Annotated in this window: 16 protein-coding genes and 1 other RNA gene; 7 read left to right on the top strand and 10 right to left on the bottom strand. The window is 51.1% G+C overall.

The genetic code is table 11. The features are described from left to right. The first annotated feature begins 1 nt into the window (after position 1). Positions 2-679, top strand: coding sequence for a DUF599 domain-containing protein (locus KG631_RS15510; RefSeq protein ID WP_214000572.1), 678 nt, complete (start codon positions 2-4; stop codon positions 677-679). Positions 680-998: 319 nt separating this feature from the next. Here KG631_RS15510 and KG631_RS15505 read toward each other — a convergent pair whose 3' ends face one another. From KG631_RS15505 to KG631_RS15485, 6 genes are all read right to left on the bottom strand, one after another. After that, positions 999-1,652 (bottom strand): hypothetical protein, encoded by a 654-nt coding sequence (locus tag KG631_RS15505; RefSeq protein WP_365869221.1) that lies wholly within the window; start codon positions 1,650-1,652, stop codon positions 999-1,001. Then, positions 1,598-1,963, bottom strand: a complete 366-nt coding sequence (locus KG631_RS19040) for a transposase (RefSeq protein ID WP_301003893.1) — start codon at positions 1,961-1,963, stop codon at positions 1,598-1,600. The genes KG631_RS15505 and KG631_RS19040 overlap by 55 nt, the downstream gene beginning before the upstream one ends. Positions 1,964-2,179: 216 nt before the next feature. Next, positions 2,180-2,749, bottom strand: a complete 570-nt coding sequence (dolP, locus tag KG631_RS15500) for a division/outer membrane stress-associated lipid-binding lipoprotein (RefSeq protein WP_214000571.1) — start codon at positions 2,747-2,749, stop codon at positions 2,180-2,182. Further along, positions 2,746-3,333 carry an SIS domain-containing protein gene (locus KG631_RS15495; RefSeq protein ID WP_214000570.1) on the bottom strand — a complete coding sequence of 196 codons (588 nt, stop codon included), beginning with the start codon at positions 3,331-3,333 and terminating at the stop codon, positions 2,746-2,748. The genes dolP and KG631_RS15495 overlap by 4 nt, the downstream gene beginning before the upstream one ends. Before the next feature lie 12 nt (positions 3,334-3,345). Beyond that, positions 3,346-3,690, bottom strand: a complete 345-nt coding sequence (locus KG631_RS15490) for a YraN family protein (protein ID WP_214000569.1) — start codon at positions 3,688-3,690, stop codon at positions 3,346-3,348. Positions 3,691-3,706: 16 nt separating this feature from the next. Continuing rightward, positions 3,707-5,545 (bottom strand): penicillin-binding protein activator, encoded by a 1,839-nt coding sequence (locus tag KG631_RS15485; protein WP_365869218.1) that lies wholly within the window; start codon positions 5,543-5,545, stop codon positions 3,707-3,709. Positions 5,546-5,621: 76 nt separating this feature from the next. Between KG631_RS15485 and rsmI the strand changes: the two genes are divergently transcribed. Together rsmI and rnpB are read left to right on the top strand one after the other, a co-directional pair. Further along, positions 5,622-6,470: a 16S rRNA (cytidine(1402)-2'-O)-methyltransferase gene (gene rsmI / locus KG631_RS15480; RefSeq protein ID WP_214000567.1), complete on the top strand. Its 849-nt coding sequence runs from the start codon at positions 5,622-5,624 to the stop codon at positions 6,468-6,470. 24 nt (positions 6,471-6,494) lie between these two features. Then, positions 6,495-6,863: RNase P RNA component class A (rnpB, locus tag KG631_RS15475), an RNA gene on the top strand. Between the two features lie 126 nt (positions 6,864-6,989). Here rnpB and KG631_RS15470 read toward each other — a convergent pair. Beyond that, positions 6,990-9,623, bottom strand: coding sequence for a hypothetical protein (locus KG631_RS15470; protein ID WP_214000566.1), 2,634 nt, complete (start codon positions 9,621-9,623; stop codon positions 6,990-6,992). Then, positions 9,604-9,990: a carboxypeptidase-like regulatory domain-containing protein gene (locus tag KG631_RS15465; RefSeq protein ID WP_214000565.1), complete on the bottom strand. Its 387-nt coding sequence runs from the start codon at positions 9,988-9,990 to the stop codon at positions 9,604-9,606. The genes KG631_RS15470 and KG631_RS15465 overlap by 20 nt, the downstream gene beginning before the upstream one ends. 329 nt (positions 9,991-10,319) lie before the next feature. Here KG631_RS15465 and KG631_RS15460 point away from each other — a divergent pair, with 329 nt between their 5' ends. Genes KG631_RS15460 through KG631_RS19025 form a run of 4 tightly spaced genes read left to right on the top strand, consistent with a single transcriptional unit; the run spans position 10,320 to position 12,738 of the window. Continuing rightward, a complete protein-coding gene (locus tag KG631_RS15460) occupies positions 10,320-11,645 on the top strand; it encodes an SH3 domain-containing protein (RefSeq protein WP_301003892.1) in 1,326 nt (441 codons plus the stop codon). Between the two features lie 11 nt (positions 11,646-11,656). Further along, positions 11,657-12,172, top strand: a complete 516-nt coding sequence (locus tag KG631_RS19035; RefSeq protein ID WP_301003891.1) for a hypothetical protein — start codon at positions 11,657-11,659, stop codon at positions 12,170-12,172. Next, positions 12,162-12,419 (top strand): enolase C-terminal domain-like protein, encoded by a 258-nt coding sequence (locus tag KG631_RS19030; protein ID WP_301003890.1) that lies wholly within the window; start codon positions 12,162-12,164, stop codon positions 12,417-12,419. Before KG631_RS19035 ends, KG631_RS19030 begins: the two co-directional genes overlap by 11 nt. A 10-nt stretch (positions 12,420-12,429) precedes the next feature. After that, positions 12,430-12,738, top strand: coding sequence for an enolase C-terminal domain-like protein (locus KG631_RS19025; RefSeq protein ID WP_301003889.1), 309 nt, complete (start codon positions 12,430-12,432; stop codon positions 12,736-12,738). Positions 12,739-12,800: 62 nt separating this feature from the next. Here the strand turns inward: KG631_RS19025 and KG631_RS19020 are convergent, their stop codons facing one another. Both KG631_RS19020 and KG631_RS15450 read right to left on the bottom strand, forming a co-directional pair. After that, entirely contained in the window at positions 12,801-13,100 is a 300-nt protein-coding gene (locus KG631_RS19020) for a hypothetical protein (RefSeq protein ID WP_301003888.1), read from the bottom strand. Then, positions 13,069-13,647 (bottom strand): MurR/RpiR family transcriptional regulator, encoded by a 579-nt coding sequence (locus tag KG631_RS15450; RefSeq protein WP_301003887.1) that lies wholly within the window; start codon positions 13,645-13,647, stop codon positions 13,069-13,071. The genes KG631_RS19020 and KG631_RS15450 overlap by 32 nt, the downstream gene beginning before the upstream one ends. Between the last annotated feature and the right edge of the window lie 345 nt (positions 13,648-13,992).

Here is a 13,992-nt window from a genome sequence, read left to right as displayed (position 1 = left end):
TATGCCTGGCCCGTTAGACTTAATTGCAGTTATCTGGTTTTTTATACTATGGATAGGCTACACCCTGTTTGCTAAACGTAAGGCCAAGGTGGTCAGTTGTTTATCGTTTGAGCTGCGCCGCAAGCGCACTGACTGGATGCAGAAAATGCTGACCCGCGACAACAAGATGGCTGATGTCGGATTAATCTCCACCCTGGAGCGCAATGTCACGTTTTTTGCCTCCAGTTCGCTGCTTATTTTAGCGGGTTTACTGACAGCCATGTCATCGGCTGAAAAGCTTAGTCTGATGTTGTCAAATTTGGTGCCTTGGGCTGACTATACCGAAGGCTCCGTCCAGCTGAAATTGCTGTTAATGACCTTTATCTTCGTTTTTGCCTTTTTTCAGTTTACCTGGTCATTACGTCAGTACGGTTTTTGTGGCGTGTTGATTGGTGCAGCGCCGGATGGCCGTGATTTAACAACAGATGATCAGGCCTTATATGCCAACCGGGCAGCCAAGGTTATTGACCAGGCCGGCCACTCGTTCAATTATGGTTTGCGCGCCATTTATTTCTCGTTGTCTGCCCTGTCGTGGTTTATTGACCCCATCTTGTTTATGATCAGCTCGGTGGTGGTGATGATAGTGATGAAACAGCGGGAATTTCACTCTAAGGTGCTGAAAGCTTTGCAAGAATGTTAAGCAGTGTCAGTCGTTCTGATCAGGCTAAGGACAGGTGATCAGGCTAAGGACAGGCACAGTGAGCAGATTGTTGACAGGCACAACTAGCAGATGGACAGGCACTGAGTAATTGTGGACAGGCACAACTAGCAAGAATAGGGCAAACGAGCTGTTCATTAGTTTACATGCAGGGCAATGCGGCCAAAGTCTCAGCAGCCAGTACTCGTTTGGTCAATACCTGCGCCTGATGCGAATTTTTCGCTCTTTTCAGCCATAACGTTCCCTGGGCTTCAGGTTGATGGCCGGTAAGATATGCGTTGCTGAGGTAATTGGTAATTGGTCAGGCGGTGTCGCGGTGGGCGCGTCGGCTAAAGTGTGTATTGTAGCGCGCTTCGAATTGGGTAGCCCGTGTCAGCCAGTCTTGCTGACTGAGATTAAGGCGTTGCAGGATGGGGGGTAGCGGTTTGGTTGTGCTACCGGGTTGGCTTGGCCGGATAGCGCGGCTGGTATAGTCCAGAAGCTCAAGATAGTCGTGCAGGCTGAACTGAATACCTTGTTGCGGTTGGTCAACTAGCGCCCCCTCGAAACGCAGCAAGGGCTTGAGGGCGTGGCTGAAGTGTTGCAGGCTGCCTTGCCGGGTTTGTTCAGCAATAGCGTGTGCTAAATCGAATGTGGGCGTCAGTCGCTCTTTGATGCTGGTGTAGTCTGAGCGCTCTGGTGTCTCGGCCATGTCGGCGCGAACCGGGTTCAGGTCGACATAAGCCATACAGGATAGCAGAGCCTCTTCGGTGAGCAGTGCCTGAGATTTGAATCTGGCCTCCCAGAAGTGGCCGGTGCAGCCATCTTCCTGATTGGCCTGACGGGCAATGGGCTCGTTGAGACATTTCATAAACCAACTGAGGCTGGTCAGGCGCTGGCGATAGACCTCGACACAACTGTTTACGGTGTCCAGCTCGGCGGCACTGAGAGCACTGCCGGCCAGATAACGTTGCACCAGCAGAGTTCCCTTAAAAGACTGGTCCAGCGCAACAGCACGTCTTGAGTCTTCCAGTCCTTTGCCTGCTCTGGCTGGAGTTTAACCACGATGTGCAAATGGTTAGACATAATGGCGTACGCACAAATGTCGATAGCAAACAGTGAGGCCAGCAGGCGAATGCGCTGTTCAATCCAGGCCCGGCGGTGTTCGTAATTTTCACCCGTCTCACTGTCAGTACCGCACAAAAAAGACCTGCGCACGCAGCGGGAGACGACATGGTAGTAAGGTGTTTCCTCGACGGCGATGAGGGCTTTGCGGGGTCTGGGCATACCGCACCTGATAACTGTTTAAATATACAGTAAAACTAGTTGTCGATTACCTGGCTGTCAAGATTTGGTGAGGGGAATGGTCTGAAGTCTGGATGGCTTGCTCTGTTATGTGCCTGTCCAGGTATAAGTTTTAACTCGGAGGCCGTACAAGGCCAATTAGGCTAGATGATTATCAGAGTGAATAATTTATTCACTCTGACCCTTTTTGCTGAGGGATTAGCGCCGTTCAAAGGCTTTTATTACCCGGGAGACACCGTCAACATTGCGGGCAATGTCTACCGCTTTATCTGCCTCAGGGCCTTGTACTAACCCCATTAAAAATACTTCGGCATTCTCGGTAACCACTTTAATATTCAGGCCAGCGACATCATCATCGGCCAGGAGCTTGGTTTTTACCTTGGTGGTGATCCAGCTGTCGCGGGTGCGGGTGGTTAACGACGTGCTGTTGCCAAGCCGGATCTGATTATGAATATCCCGTACCCCAGGGGTATCTTTTATCAGCAATTCTGCCTGTTGTTTAATCGTACTGTTGCTGACCTGGCCGGTCAGTAAAATAACGCCGTTGTAACTGGTAACATTGATGTTGCTGCCATCAGGGATGCTGTCTGCGGTACCTATTGCCCGTCTGGCCCGGATTACAATACTATTGTCGTCCAGTTGTGAGCCCAGGGTGCGCCGGTCATTTGCTGCGCTTGCCGCAGTTGCACCGCCGGCGACGACAGCGGCGGCACAGCCCTGCAATAAAACAATGGCGACAGTCAGTGCGATAAGTTTGCTGATGTTCATAGTTCTCCCTGCTGTGGAAACAGCGTAGTGTCAATTAGTTCGCAAATGCAATGCAGTAAAAAGGTGTAGCATTCAAATACCCGGGCCGATCGGTGCGCCGGTACTTTTAGTTCGACATCCTGTTGGTTCAGCAGGCCAGCAAGGTCGCTGTCGTTATCAATAGTTAGTGCCACCACTTTCATATCACTGGTGACCGCTGCTTCGACCGCTTTAATTAAGCTTTGTTCGGAGCCGGTAAGTGAAATAACCAGTAATACATCAGTCGGGCCGCCCAGTGCTCTTACCTGGCGGGCCAGATAGTCCTGATTAATATGGTTATTAGGGTGCAGGCTGGACACGTCATTTTGCAGAGCAAGTGCTGGCAAACAAGGACGTTCAGTTTCAAACTGGTCCAGTAGCAATTGAGCGAAATGACCAGCCAGGCCGTGACTGGCGCCGGCACCACAACAAAGCACCTTGCCGCCATTGATCAGGCTGTTAACGATAACCAGTGCACTGTTTTCAATCGGCTCGGCCAAGGCTTCGCTGGTGGCAATCATGGTCTGAATGTTTTCGCTGAAAAGCTGGCGAATATGTTCCTGCATTACCCTGTCCTTTTAACTGAACGCATTTTGCAGCCAGTTGTAATGAAAGGGCTCGCGCCCTTCAATTGCTAATACATCAATCCGGCATGGCTGACTCTGGCCGCCATGTTGCTGTAAATACCAGCGTACGGCCCGCAATAGTTTTTGCTGCTTGCTGTGCGTTACTGCTGCCAGCGCCCCGCCGAATGCCGCGCTGGCCCGGTATTTTACTTCAACAAACACCAGGTACTGCTCCTGGCGCATGATTAAATCAATTTCGCCGGCTTTGCACTGATAATTACGGCACACCAGGCTTAACCCCTGCTGCTGTAAATAGTCCAGCGCCAGTTGCTCGTAGTATTCCCCTTTGTTGTTCATCGTCAGCTATTCTTGCTCAGGGTTCCTGCACGGCAATTAACCGGTTATTACGATAGCGGGCCCAGCTTAAACGGCGTACCACACTGCCATCTTTATCCAGACTTAGCTGCCCGGTGAGGCCGGAAAATACCAGCGCCGGCAGATGCTGTTGCTGCTTCAGGCGGGCGATGAGCTGATAGGCATCGTGGCCCATTGCATACAAGCGCTGCAGTATTTCATCCTGATCAGTAAACAGCTGCTGATATTGCTCGCGCAGTTGCACACTGCTTTGCTCACCCAGCATCCAGGGCATTTCGGTAAAAGTCAGGCCATTTAAATCGCGTTGCTCATTGCGATCGAGGCTGGCGCTGAAACTGCGTGAACTCGCATAGACCGGCAGCCGCGGAGCGGTCTGATTTACCGACACATCGATATAAGGTTTGAATAACCGGGTTTGCATCGGATCCGCCAGCAGGTAAATGGCGTCGATGTCTAACCGGCTATGTGGCTCAGCTTCTAATTTAGTGTTAGCACTGACCAGGCTGCTGATACTGCGGATCCGGTCCTGGCTGCTATCGGTTTCCAGCAAGCTGCTGACAATCGCTTCCAGCTCTGCTTTGGCGCTGAACTGGTAGAGCTCTGGTGTCGGGTGGCCTAAGGCCTGCCACTGACTGGCGAAATGCTGCTGCATCCGCTGGCTGATATTATTACGGGCGCTAATCAGCACCGGCCGCTGGTAATTTTTCTGTTGAAACAGCGCCGCCATCTGGGCAGCTTCATCTTCCAGGCTTAACGCATAAAAAAAGTGATTATCTCTTTTTGGCTGGTCCGGATCGCGGCTGTTTAAAAACAAAGTAGGCCAGGGCCAGTCTTGTTGCTGGCTAATCAGATCAACCTGGTCCCGCAGCAGCGGGCCAATTACAAAATCTACCAGCTGTTGTTTTAAGGCGGCAGTGATGAGTTCCGGGCTTTGCTGGCTGTCGATAAAAATAAGCTGTGGGGCAGTTTCCTGTTCGCTGGCTGCGCTGATTAAGCCATATTGCAGGGCTTTGGCATGAGCGCGGAAATTGCCGGTTAACGGCAACAGCACGCCAATTCGTTGTGGCTGATATGGGGTTAAGCTAAGTAGTTGCTGCAGTGCCTGCGGCAACGCGTCCGGGCCCGGCATAAACGGATAACGCTGATGCCAGTCGGTCAGGGCCTGTTGCAGTGCCTGTTGCTGGCCAATATTAGCCCGGCTGAGCTCAGCCAGATTTAACCAGGCGATATTCCGGTTAGTGGCATTAGTACGCAGCGTGGCCAGGTTGCTCTGATTTAACGCAGTTAGTTGTTGCCACAATAAATTCCATAGTTCAGGGTAGTTGTCGGTGTTTTGTTGCTGCTGGTCCAATTGCAACAGCCAGCGGCTGGCTGCCAGGCTGCGTTGCTGTTTGGCATAAAACTGTGCTCCCTGCCACAGGTACTCACTGATATCGGCTTCTGGCAGGGTATCAAGGTTAGTGTTTTCCAGTAGGGCACTGGCGCGCTCCAGCTCATTATTCGCCAGATACGCTTGCAGCAACAACAAAATATTGCGCTGGCGTACCAGGGAATACTCGCTGTTTGCCAGGGTATGGGTTATGGCCAATGCCAACGGATACTGTTGCTGTTCCAGTGCCGCCCGGGCGGCGCGCAGCAGATGAATTTGCCGGGCCTCGCCCTGATAATCACGGGCTTTCTGATAAAGCTCAGTAGCATCTTCAACAATCGTTACCGGCAGTTCCTGCTCAGTGCTCAGCGCCGGGCGTTCCGGCTCAGGTTTTGGTTGCTGGGCGCAGCTGGCTAACAGGCCGCACAGGCTTAAAAATAGCAGTGGCTTTAATTTGCTGGAATTCACGTTGCACAGTACCATTAGGCTTTTAATAGGGCTATCTTACTTAGACTGCCCGCCAAGCTCAATTAAATAGCGAAATATGACCAAACAAACCGGATCTTTGTATGTTGTTGCCACACCTATCGGTAATTTAGCTGATATTAGCGAGCGCGCAATTGCTACGTTAAAGCAGGTTAGCTGTATCGCCGCTGAAGATACCCGCCATACCGGCAAATTGCTGGCACATCTGGGCGTGCAAACCCGAACCCTGGCGCTGCACGATCACAATGAAAAGCAGCGGGCAGCCAGTATTATTGAGCGCTGCCTGGCCGGAGAGGATCTGGCGCTGGTTTCCGATGCCGGGACGCCGCTGATCAGCGACCCGGGCTATAATCTGGTGCGGCAGTGTCGGGCCGCCGGGGTCAGAGTCGTGCCAATACCGGGCCCCAGTGCGGTTATTACGGCGCTGTGTGCTGCGGGCTTACCGACCGACAAATTTTTATTTATTGGTTTTCTGGCAGCAAAAAGCAGTCAGCGTCAGGCGCAACTGGCGGCATTGCCAGTCGATGTTGGCACTGTAGTGTGTTACGAAACCGCGCGGCGGATTCAGGCCTGTCTGGACGATGTAGCACTGGTGCTGGGTGCTGAGCGGGAACTGGTACTGGCCAAAGAGCTGACCAAAACCTTTGAAGCTTTTTGTCATGGCACGCCGGCGCAAATTCAGGCCTGGCTGAACGAGGACCCGCAGCGCTGTCAGGGTGAAATGGTACTGATGATTGCCTCCGAGCCCGCCAGAGCCGCCAGCGACATCAGCGAACAGGCGCAGCAAACCTTAAAAATTCTGCTGGCCGAACTGCCGGTAAAGCAGGCCGCAGCGTTAACGGCGCAAATTCATAACGAAAAGAAAAATGCCCTGTATAAGCTGGCCCTAGAATGGGCTGGCAGTTAACGTCGTTTCACGTATAATGCGCGCTGAGTTGGCCAAGACAATCGCTGCTTGCGTAAGCAAGGGGAGGAAAGTCCGGGCTCCACAGGGCAGGGTGCCAGGTAACGCCTGGGGGGCGTGAGCCTACGACCAGTGCAACAGAGAGCAAACCGCCGATGGCCCGCGCAAGTGGGATCAGGTAAGGGTGAAAGGGTGCGGTAAGAGCGCACCGCGCGACTGGTAACAGTTCGTGGCACGGTAAACTCCACCCGGAGCAAGATCAAATAGGCCCTCTATGGCGCGGCCCGCGTTGAGGGCGGGTAGATTGCTTGAGGCTCAGGGTGACCTGAGCCCTAGAGGAATGATTGTCACTCTGGCAACAGAGCACAGAACCCGGCTTAATGGCTAACTCACCTATTTAACAGATAACCGCGCCAAGGCTGATGCCTGGCGCGGTTTTTTTATGCCTGTCGATTGGCCTGAGTTTTTGGCCAGAAAAAAGCCCGCACAAGGCGGGCAAAAGGTACCAGGAACAACATGGGATCAGAAGTCGATACCAACTGAGAACTGAATTCTACGTGGCAGGTAGAAACTGCGGGCCTGACCGTAGTTTGCCTGATAGTCGTAGGGGTTCACGTTGTAGCCAGTCTGGCGGTCAAACAGGTTAAAGATATCAATCTGAAACTTCATGTTCAGCTTGTCAGTAACGGCAAAGTTCTGGGTGTAGTTTAAATCCAGTTGCCAGTGACTTGAGGTTCTGCGACTACCGGCTTTTTCAGCATAAGCGCTGGCCGCATAGTAAGCACTGGTAGGTGCATGGCCGTAATACTCTGCTGACCAGGTTTCCCAGGCTTGCCCTGATTGATACAACAGGTAAGCGCCGACATTAGCATTCCAGTCCAGGGTGTAGTAACCGAATACTTTCAGCAAGTGTGGTTTATCTGAACTTAAGGTGCCGTCTTTGTTATCCCAGGAGAACTTACCCGGTTCGTCATTGTAGAACGATGAGCCGATAAAGGTGTTGGCGTCATTATTGGTGGTGGTGTTGTCCTGGTCAAAGTTACCGGTGTAACGGCTCCAGACATAAGAGGCGTTAATGTAGGTCCGTTCGCCTATCCATTCTGCTTCAATGCTGGCTTCCCAGTATTTGGTATAACCGCCATCGACTTCGGCGATAACATAAGTTGAGCCACCAATTTCCTCGCGGTAGTCAGCCAGCTCCGGAATATACAGGCCCCGGGCGGCAATGTCGGCCGGCACCTGGCCATTACCATAGGTACCTGACAGCCGTGCGGCATTGGGTACATCTTCCCAGAAGTTAGAGCCTTTACGATGGCGGATATGGCCACGCAGATACAACTGGCTGCTCATGGCTTTAGTAGTACCAATCGTAAACTCATCAATCCGGCGGGGTTTTAAGCCATCGGCGAAAAACTTACCTGATGAAGAGCCACGGTATCTTTCCTCCACAAAGTCACCGTCTTCATCAAAATAAACGTCAGTGATCCGGCCGAGGGTAGAGCGGTCCCACGACGCGGCGCGGGCCAGCGAGTTCGCTTCCGGGTGATAGACAGCAAAGTTACCGAACACGGTATTTTCACCATCGTAGCGCCAGGTTACGCCCAGCCGTGGCTGGATCATGTCGTCCCAGTCCATGGTATACATTTTATATTTATTACCCGGCGCCAGTTCAAAGCCGGATAAATTATTGGCGTTTTCCCGCAAGCCCTGGCCATACAGGATATCTTTACTGATTAACACGCCGATATTGTACTCAAAGTCGCCGGCGGTAATTGTGTCGTTAATTTCCAGGTTGTAGGTTTTAACCGAAGACTCCAGCACGTTCAGGCCTTCACCGACGCTTGGATCAGCACCTACTATGGTAGCCTGATAAAATGCCCCGGGCACTGTGGTGCTTAAGCCCCCGAGATAGCCGATGGTGCCCCAACCGTTAGACACCCGGCGTAATTCTTCTGTTAATTCCGAGTACTTAAAGCCAATATGGAAGTTATGCCAGGCATTACCCAGCTCCATTTCCCGATCCAGGGCTATTTCAAAGCTGTCACGGCTAAATTTCACGTCATCAAATTGGTTGTAAGCACCAACCCGGCCACCCCCGGTGCGCGCACCGTCATCACCGATGTAACCATAGCGGTCAATCAGCATTTGCGCTGCAGCATTAAAGGCGGCATTTTCCGGCGTATCATCCCGTAAAATGGGCACAGAAAAACGGCCTTGCTGGTCAAGGTTATTAAGGCCTAGGCTGCTACCAATCACTGGCTCAAAACCCAGGATAGTGTCTGGGGTACTGGAGTCAACCAGCTCAAAACTATTAATATTAAAGGTTAGAGAGGTGTCACCATCAATCAGCCAGGAGCCATCCAGGGTAAAGATATCCTGTTCAGCTTTTGCGCCGACTGAGCCTTCATCACTGTCCAGCGTGCCAATTGAGTCACCAACCACATCCCGCTCTGAACTACGCTGGCTGATATTAAACAGTAAATCGTCGGTCGCTGCCCAGGTTAACTTACCGAAAAACTCGTCGCGGGTGCTGTTGAAGCTTTTCACCGGGCCGTAAGCGGTTTCTTTATTTACCCGGTCAACTTCCGGCCGGTAGTACGAGCCGTAAAAGTACAGCTTGTCTTTAATCAGTGGCCCACCGAAACCAGCGGTAATCCAGCTTTGATCGAGCTCATACGGGATATCACCGGTAATATCGGATACCATGCTTTTATCTTGCAGCTTGTATTCAACACTACCTTTGTATTCGTCGGTACCTGACTTAGACACCGTATCAATGGCAAAGCCGCCAGAGCGGTTAAAGCCGACCGCTTTAGCGCCACCACGGTCCATCGACACGTGTAAAACATCATGAGTTGACGGTTCTGACGCTAAGTTACCAAATAATGGCAAGGAGACATCCACACCATCGAAGCCATATTTGTTATCAACCCCAGAGCCACCGGCGGACGGGCCCAGCGTCGCATTTTCTGAATACTGCACACCCGGGATCAGTTTCAATAAATCCCGGTAATTCTGGCCAATTGGCAAACTCTCAATGGCAGTGGCACCCAGCGAGTTCGTTAAACTGGAGTTACCTTCACGGACGATAGTGCTGCCGACAATTTCAATTACTTCAATGTCGCTGCTGCTGCCATCAAGCTGGCACATCAACATTAGAGGTTTGCTCCAGCCGCACGTCAACTTCAGTCCGGCGTACTGAACCGTCGGCGGCAGTAAAGGTTAGTTGATAGCGGCCCGGGATTAACAGCGGCAGCGAGTAGCTGCCATCTGCTTTAGTTACCGCGGTGCGGGCACCGGGTAATACATTACTGGTTGCTGTTACTGTAACACCGGCCAGTGAGTCGCCGGTTTGTTCGGTGGTTACCTTACCACGGATACCGCCTACCTGTTGTGCCGCTACCGGTGCACAGGTCAGAATACCAGCCAGTACCATAGCGGTAACGGTCGCCGGGGAGCGAAAAGCGAATTGGGTTGCTTGCGCCAAACGACTTTTTATAAATTTGAGCTCGTTATACTTCATCAGTATCTCTCCTGGAGTTGCGTGTTGTAGCTGTCCGTAACAGGGTTCTGCTTGCCCTTTTTAATACCCGTTTATAGTTATAGTGCGAGGTGTTTATTTTCTGCACAAAATTAACATAGCAATAATTTTTTGGTTTTGAAAATAATTTATGCTAAAAATTATTATTAATTGGAATATTTGATTCTATTTGCAGCTATTATAAACATCAGCCAGCAGTTTTGGGGGGCTGATAAGAGGATGAAATGAAGCTAGGTTATTGGTTAATATTGCTTTTATGCCTGAGTAGCGGCGGTGTTCAGAGAAATGTTTATGCTGAGTCAGATATTCCTATGTTAAAAACCGAACAGTTAAATGCTGCCTACTGGCTGGCGAAGGTAGCAGATGCCGATAGGGTGTTATTATCCCAGCAGCAAATCAATACCAGAAATAACACTACCTTTGCCCGTCAACCAGAAATGACCAGACTGGCGGACGTGCCACAAACGTTATCCGCAACGACCCTAACTGCCATTATCAATCAAGCCAGTGCCTCGCCCGAACAGCCAAGGTATTATGCCGATGGCAATGCCGTAACTACTGCACAGTGGCAGGCCTACCGCTCCAATCTGAATAGCGACGCGCTACCAGCTGACAACCCTGTGCAGTTTGGCCTGGTGGTAAAGCGCACGGATTTACGCAGCATGCCGACCACCGACCGGGTGCACAATGAGCAGATGGCCCTGGACTTAGACCGTTTTCAGGAAACCGCCTTATTTCCCGGTGAAGCGGTTGCAGTGTTGCACCAAAGCCGCGATGGCAAGTGGCTGCTGCTGCAGAATTACCATTACACTGGTTGGGTGTACTCAGAAGATGTTGCCATTGGCAGCCGACAACAGGTGCTGGCATACAGTGAACAAACACCGTTTCTGGTGGTGACCGGTGCCCGCGCCTACACCAGCTATACGCCGGTGCAACCGGCTATTTCAGAACTCCTGCTCGACATGGGCAGCCGCTTACCGTTACTCACTACCCAAGATACCGGCCACAATGTGCATGGTCAGAACCCGCATGCCAGCCATATTGTTAAATTACCGGTGCGGAACAGCGATGGTAGCCTGGATTTCACCCCGGCACTGATTGCCCGCCAGCAGGATGTCAATATCGGTTACCTGCCGTATACCACAGCCAATGTGATAACCCAGGCGTTTAAGTTTCTCGGAGACCGCTACGGCTGGGGCCATGACTATGACAGTCGCGACTGTACCGGCTTTATAATTGAAATATACCGCAGCTTTGGTTTGCTGATGCCACGTAACTCTGGCCAACAGGGCGAGGGCAGCTATGGCCAGAATATCCGTTTTACGGCAGATAGCAGCCACAGTGACAAACTGGCGGCGATCAATGAGGCCAGCGCCGGTGACTTAATTTACCGGCCGGGTCATGTCATGTTGTACCTGGGCAGTGATAAGGGTGAGCCTTTTGTGATTCACTCGGTACATGATCTGGCCTATTTTACCGATCAGGAAGCAAAAAACGATGCCGACGCTTCGCCGGCACAGCCTGAGCTTTATCAGGGCATATTAAATGGGGTGGCAGTAACACCGTTAACCCCGCTGCGGCTTTCGGCTGACAGCAGTTATCTGGACAAAATATACGCGATTAAATCGTTGCGTTAACCGAGGCACCTATGAAAATTACCGATATCCGGCTGGGCATGCTTACCATACCACTGAAAACCCCGTTTAAAACGGCGTTGCGTACGGTGCAGCAAATTGAAGACGTGGTGGTAATGATTGAAACCGACACCGGCCATATTGGCTATGGTGAAGCGCCTGCCACGGCAGTGATTACCGGTGATATTCATGGCTCGATAATTGATGCCATTAAAAGTGTGTTAAAGCCGAAACTGGTGGGCCAGCAGATTGCCGATTTAAACCATATTATCCGCCTTATTCAGGGCGCCATAATGAAAAACTACAGCGCCAAAGCGGCAGTGGAAATGGCAGTGTATGACTTATTTGCCCAGCTGTATCAGGCGCCGTTGTATAAAATTCTCGGTGGGGGCGTTCCAAAAATAACAACAGACATTACCATCAGTGTCGATTATATCGACAAAATGGTCGCCGATTCCCTCAGTGCCATCGATCGCGGTTTTGAAACCCTGAAAGTAAAAGTGGGCAAAGATATCGGCGTTGATATATGAGCGGGTGAAAGCCATTTATGCTGCCGTTGCCGGCAAGGCATTAATCCGGCTGGACGCCAATCAGGGCTGGACCGCCAAAGAGGCGGTATATGCGCTGCGCAAATTAGAAGATGCCGGCGTGCGTCTGGAGCTGGTGGAGCAGCCGGTAAAAGCGTACGACTTAGACGGCTTAAAATACATAACCGAGCGGGTGCATACCCCGGTCATGGCTGATGAAAGCAGTTTTGGCCCGCGCGAAGTGATATGAGCTGATAAAAATGCGCGCCGCCGATATTATCAATATTAAGCTGATGAAAACCGGCGGAATTGCTAATGCCATTAAAATTGCCGATATCTGCTCGTTTTACGATATGCAGTGCATGATAGGTTGCATGCTCGAAGGCAGCATCAGCGTGGCCGCTGCGGTGCATGTTGCAGTAGCCAAGTCAGATGTTATTACTAAAATTGATTTAGACGGACCGTCGCTTTGTGCTTTGATCCGGTGCAAAGCAGTGTCAGCTTTAATGATGCTGACATTACCATTGGCAATGCGCCGGGGTTGGGGATCACCGCTATCGATGGTTTAAAAATGCTGTCCTGACTTAAATGTTTAGTGTTGAGTTATGAGTGTTGAGTTCGCTGATGCAGCTTAGGGCTTTTCCAGCAGGCCCAGTAATTCGGTGCTTTCGGTCAGCGCCAAATCGTTATTCTGCCACTGGCATAGCTGCAAATACAGCATATGACACAGATGCTGCTGCGCCAGCTGGGTTAAAATCGGGTTTAACCGAATATCTTCTTCGGCACTTAAGGTAAACAGGGTGATGTCGGCTGCCAGACTCTGGGCATTAGTTTTATAGCTGGTCAGCGAGATAATTTTCAGCTGGCGGCTTTTGGCATAGTGCTCCAGCTTTAATATGTCACTGTTCTGGCCAGAGTCGGATACCAGCAACAGTACGCTGGTGTCGGTTAAACTGCGGGCCAGCTGCAGCGCTAACGCCGGGTCGGCATGATGCAGCGCCAGCTTGCCCAGTTGCAGCAAGCCGGAACTGCATATCGGCGACCACTATTGCCGACTTGGCAAACCCGGCCAGCAGTATTTTATCGGCGCCTTGCAGTAACCGGGCGGCCTGCAGCAGGGTTTTTTCATCGTTAATGGTCAGCAAAGTTCGCAAATGTTGTTGCAGACTGAACTGCAACTGTTCGCCAATGCCCAGTAAGCTACCATCATCATTATTTTTATCAGCCTGATCCCGGTTCATCGTGCTGGCGGTCACTACCGCTTCGTTAATCGCCAGCTTTAAATCAGGATACCCTTTGTAACCTAGCTTCTGGCAAAACTTCACCACGCTGGACTGGCTAATACCTACCGCATCGGCTAGTTGCTGCGAGGAGTAATCGCGCAGCATATGGGCATTGTCCAGTATAAATTCGGCCAGCTTGCGCTCAATAACCGACATCTGGTCCAGCATGCCACGTATCTTCAGTAAACTCAGCATAGGCGGTGGTCTTAGGCTCAACCGGCCTGCTAGCCGGTTACAAAAATTAGTTATGCGATATGTAAATTTATATTGAATAATTTATTCAGCAATAGCAAGTTTTCTGATGAAAAAGCCAGCATAGGTAAATTTATTTGCAGCAACCCGGCCAATAAACCTTACAGCCTTCACCACTTTTCCCCACCAAAATCATCAACTTCATCAGAGCGCCCGATTTTACTGGATCTATATCGATCAACAGACTCGGTTTTTACCTTGACATTGGTCAAAGCAGAGCCCTAAACTGTATCGTTGTGGGGATTTGTGGGTAATTGTGGATCATTTTGGAATTTTCCAATCGATTCA

The sequence above is a fragment of the Arsukibacterium sp. genome (genome assembly GCF_018402695.1).
Taxonomy (GTDB): domain Bacteria; phylum Pseudomonadota; class Gammaproteobacteria; order Enterobacterales; family Alteromonadaceae; genus Alishewanella.
This window is presented reverse-complemented; position numbering and strand designations above follow the sequence as displayed.

Excerpts from the sequence above, each read along its gene's own strand:
- KG631_RS15510 (WP_214000572.1), top strand. The coding sequence starts at position 2 with ATGCCTGGCCCGTTAGACTTAATTGCAGTTATCTGGTTTTTTATACTA.
- KG631_RS19040 (WP_301003893.1), bottom strand. The coding sequence starts at position 1,963 with ATGCCCAGACCCCGCAAAGCCCTCATCGCCGTCGAGGAAACACCTTAC.
- dolP (WP_214000571.1), bottom strand. The coding sequence starts at position 2,749 with ATGAACATCAGCAAACTTATCGCACTGACTGTCGCCATTGTTTTATTG.
- KG631_RS15495 (WP_214000570.1), bottom strand. The coding sequence starts at position 3,333 with ATGCAGGAACATATTCGCCAGCTTTTCAGCGAAAACATTCAGACCATG.
- KG631_RS15490 (WP_214000569.1), bottom strand. The coding sequence starts at position 3,690 with ATGAACAACAAAGGGGAATACTACGAGCAACTGGCGCTGGACTATTTA.
- rsmI (WP_214000567.1), top strand. The coding sequence starts at position 5,622 with ATGACCAAACAAACCGGATCTTTGTATGTTGTTGCCACACCTATCGGT.
- KG631_RS15470 (WP_214000566.1), bottom strand. The coding sequence starts at position 9,623 with ATGTTGATGTGCCAGCTTGATGGCAGCAGCAGCGACATTGAAGTAATT.
- KG631_RS15465 (WP_214000565.1), bottom strand. The coding sequence starts at position 9,990 with ATGAAGTATAACGAGCTCAAATTTATAAAAAGTCGTTTGGCGCAAGCA.
- KG631_RS15460 (WP_301003892.1), top strand. The coding sequence starts at position 10,320 with ATGTTAAAAACCGAACAGTTAAATGCTGCCTACTGGCTGGCGAAGGTA.
- KG631_RS19035 (WP_301003891.1), top strand. The coding sequence starts at position 11,657 with ATGAAAATTACCGATATCCGGCTGGGCATGCTTACCATACCACTGAAA.
- KG631_RS19025 (WP_301003889.1), top strand. The coding sequence starts at position 12,430 with ATGCGCGCCGCCGATATTATCAATATTAAGCTGATGAAAACCGGCGGA.
- KG631_RS15450 (WP_301003887.1), bottom strand. The coding sequence starts at position 13,647 with ATGCTGAGTTTACTGAAGATACGTGGCATGCTGGACCAGATGTCGGTT.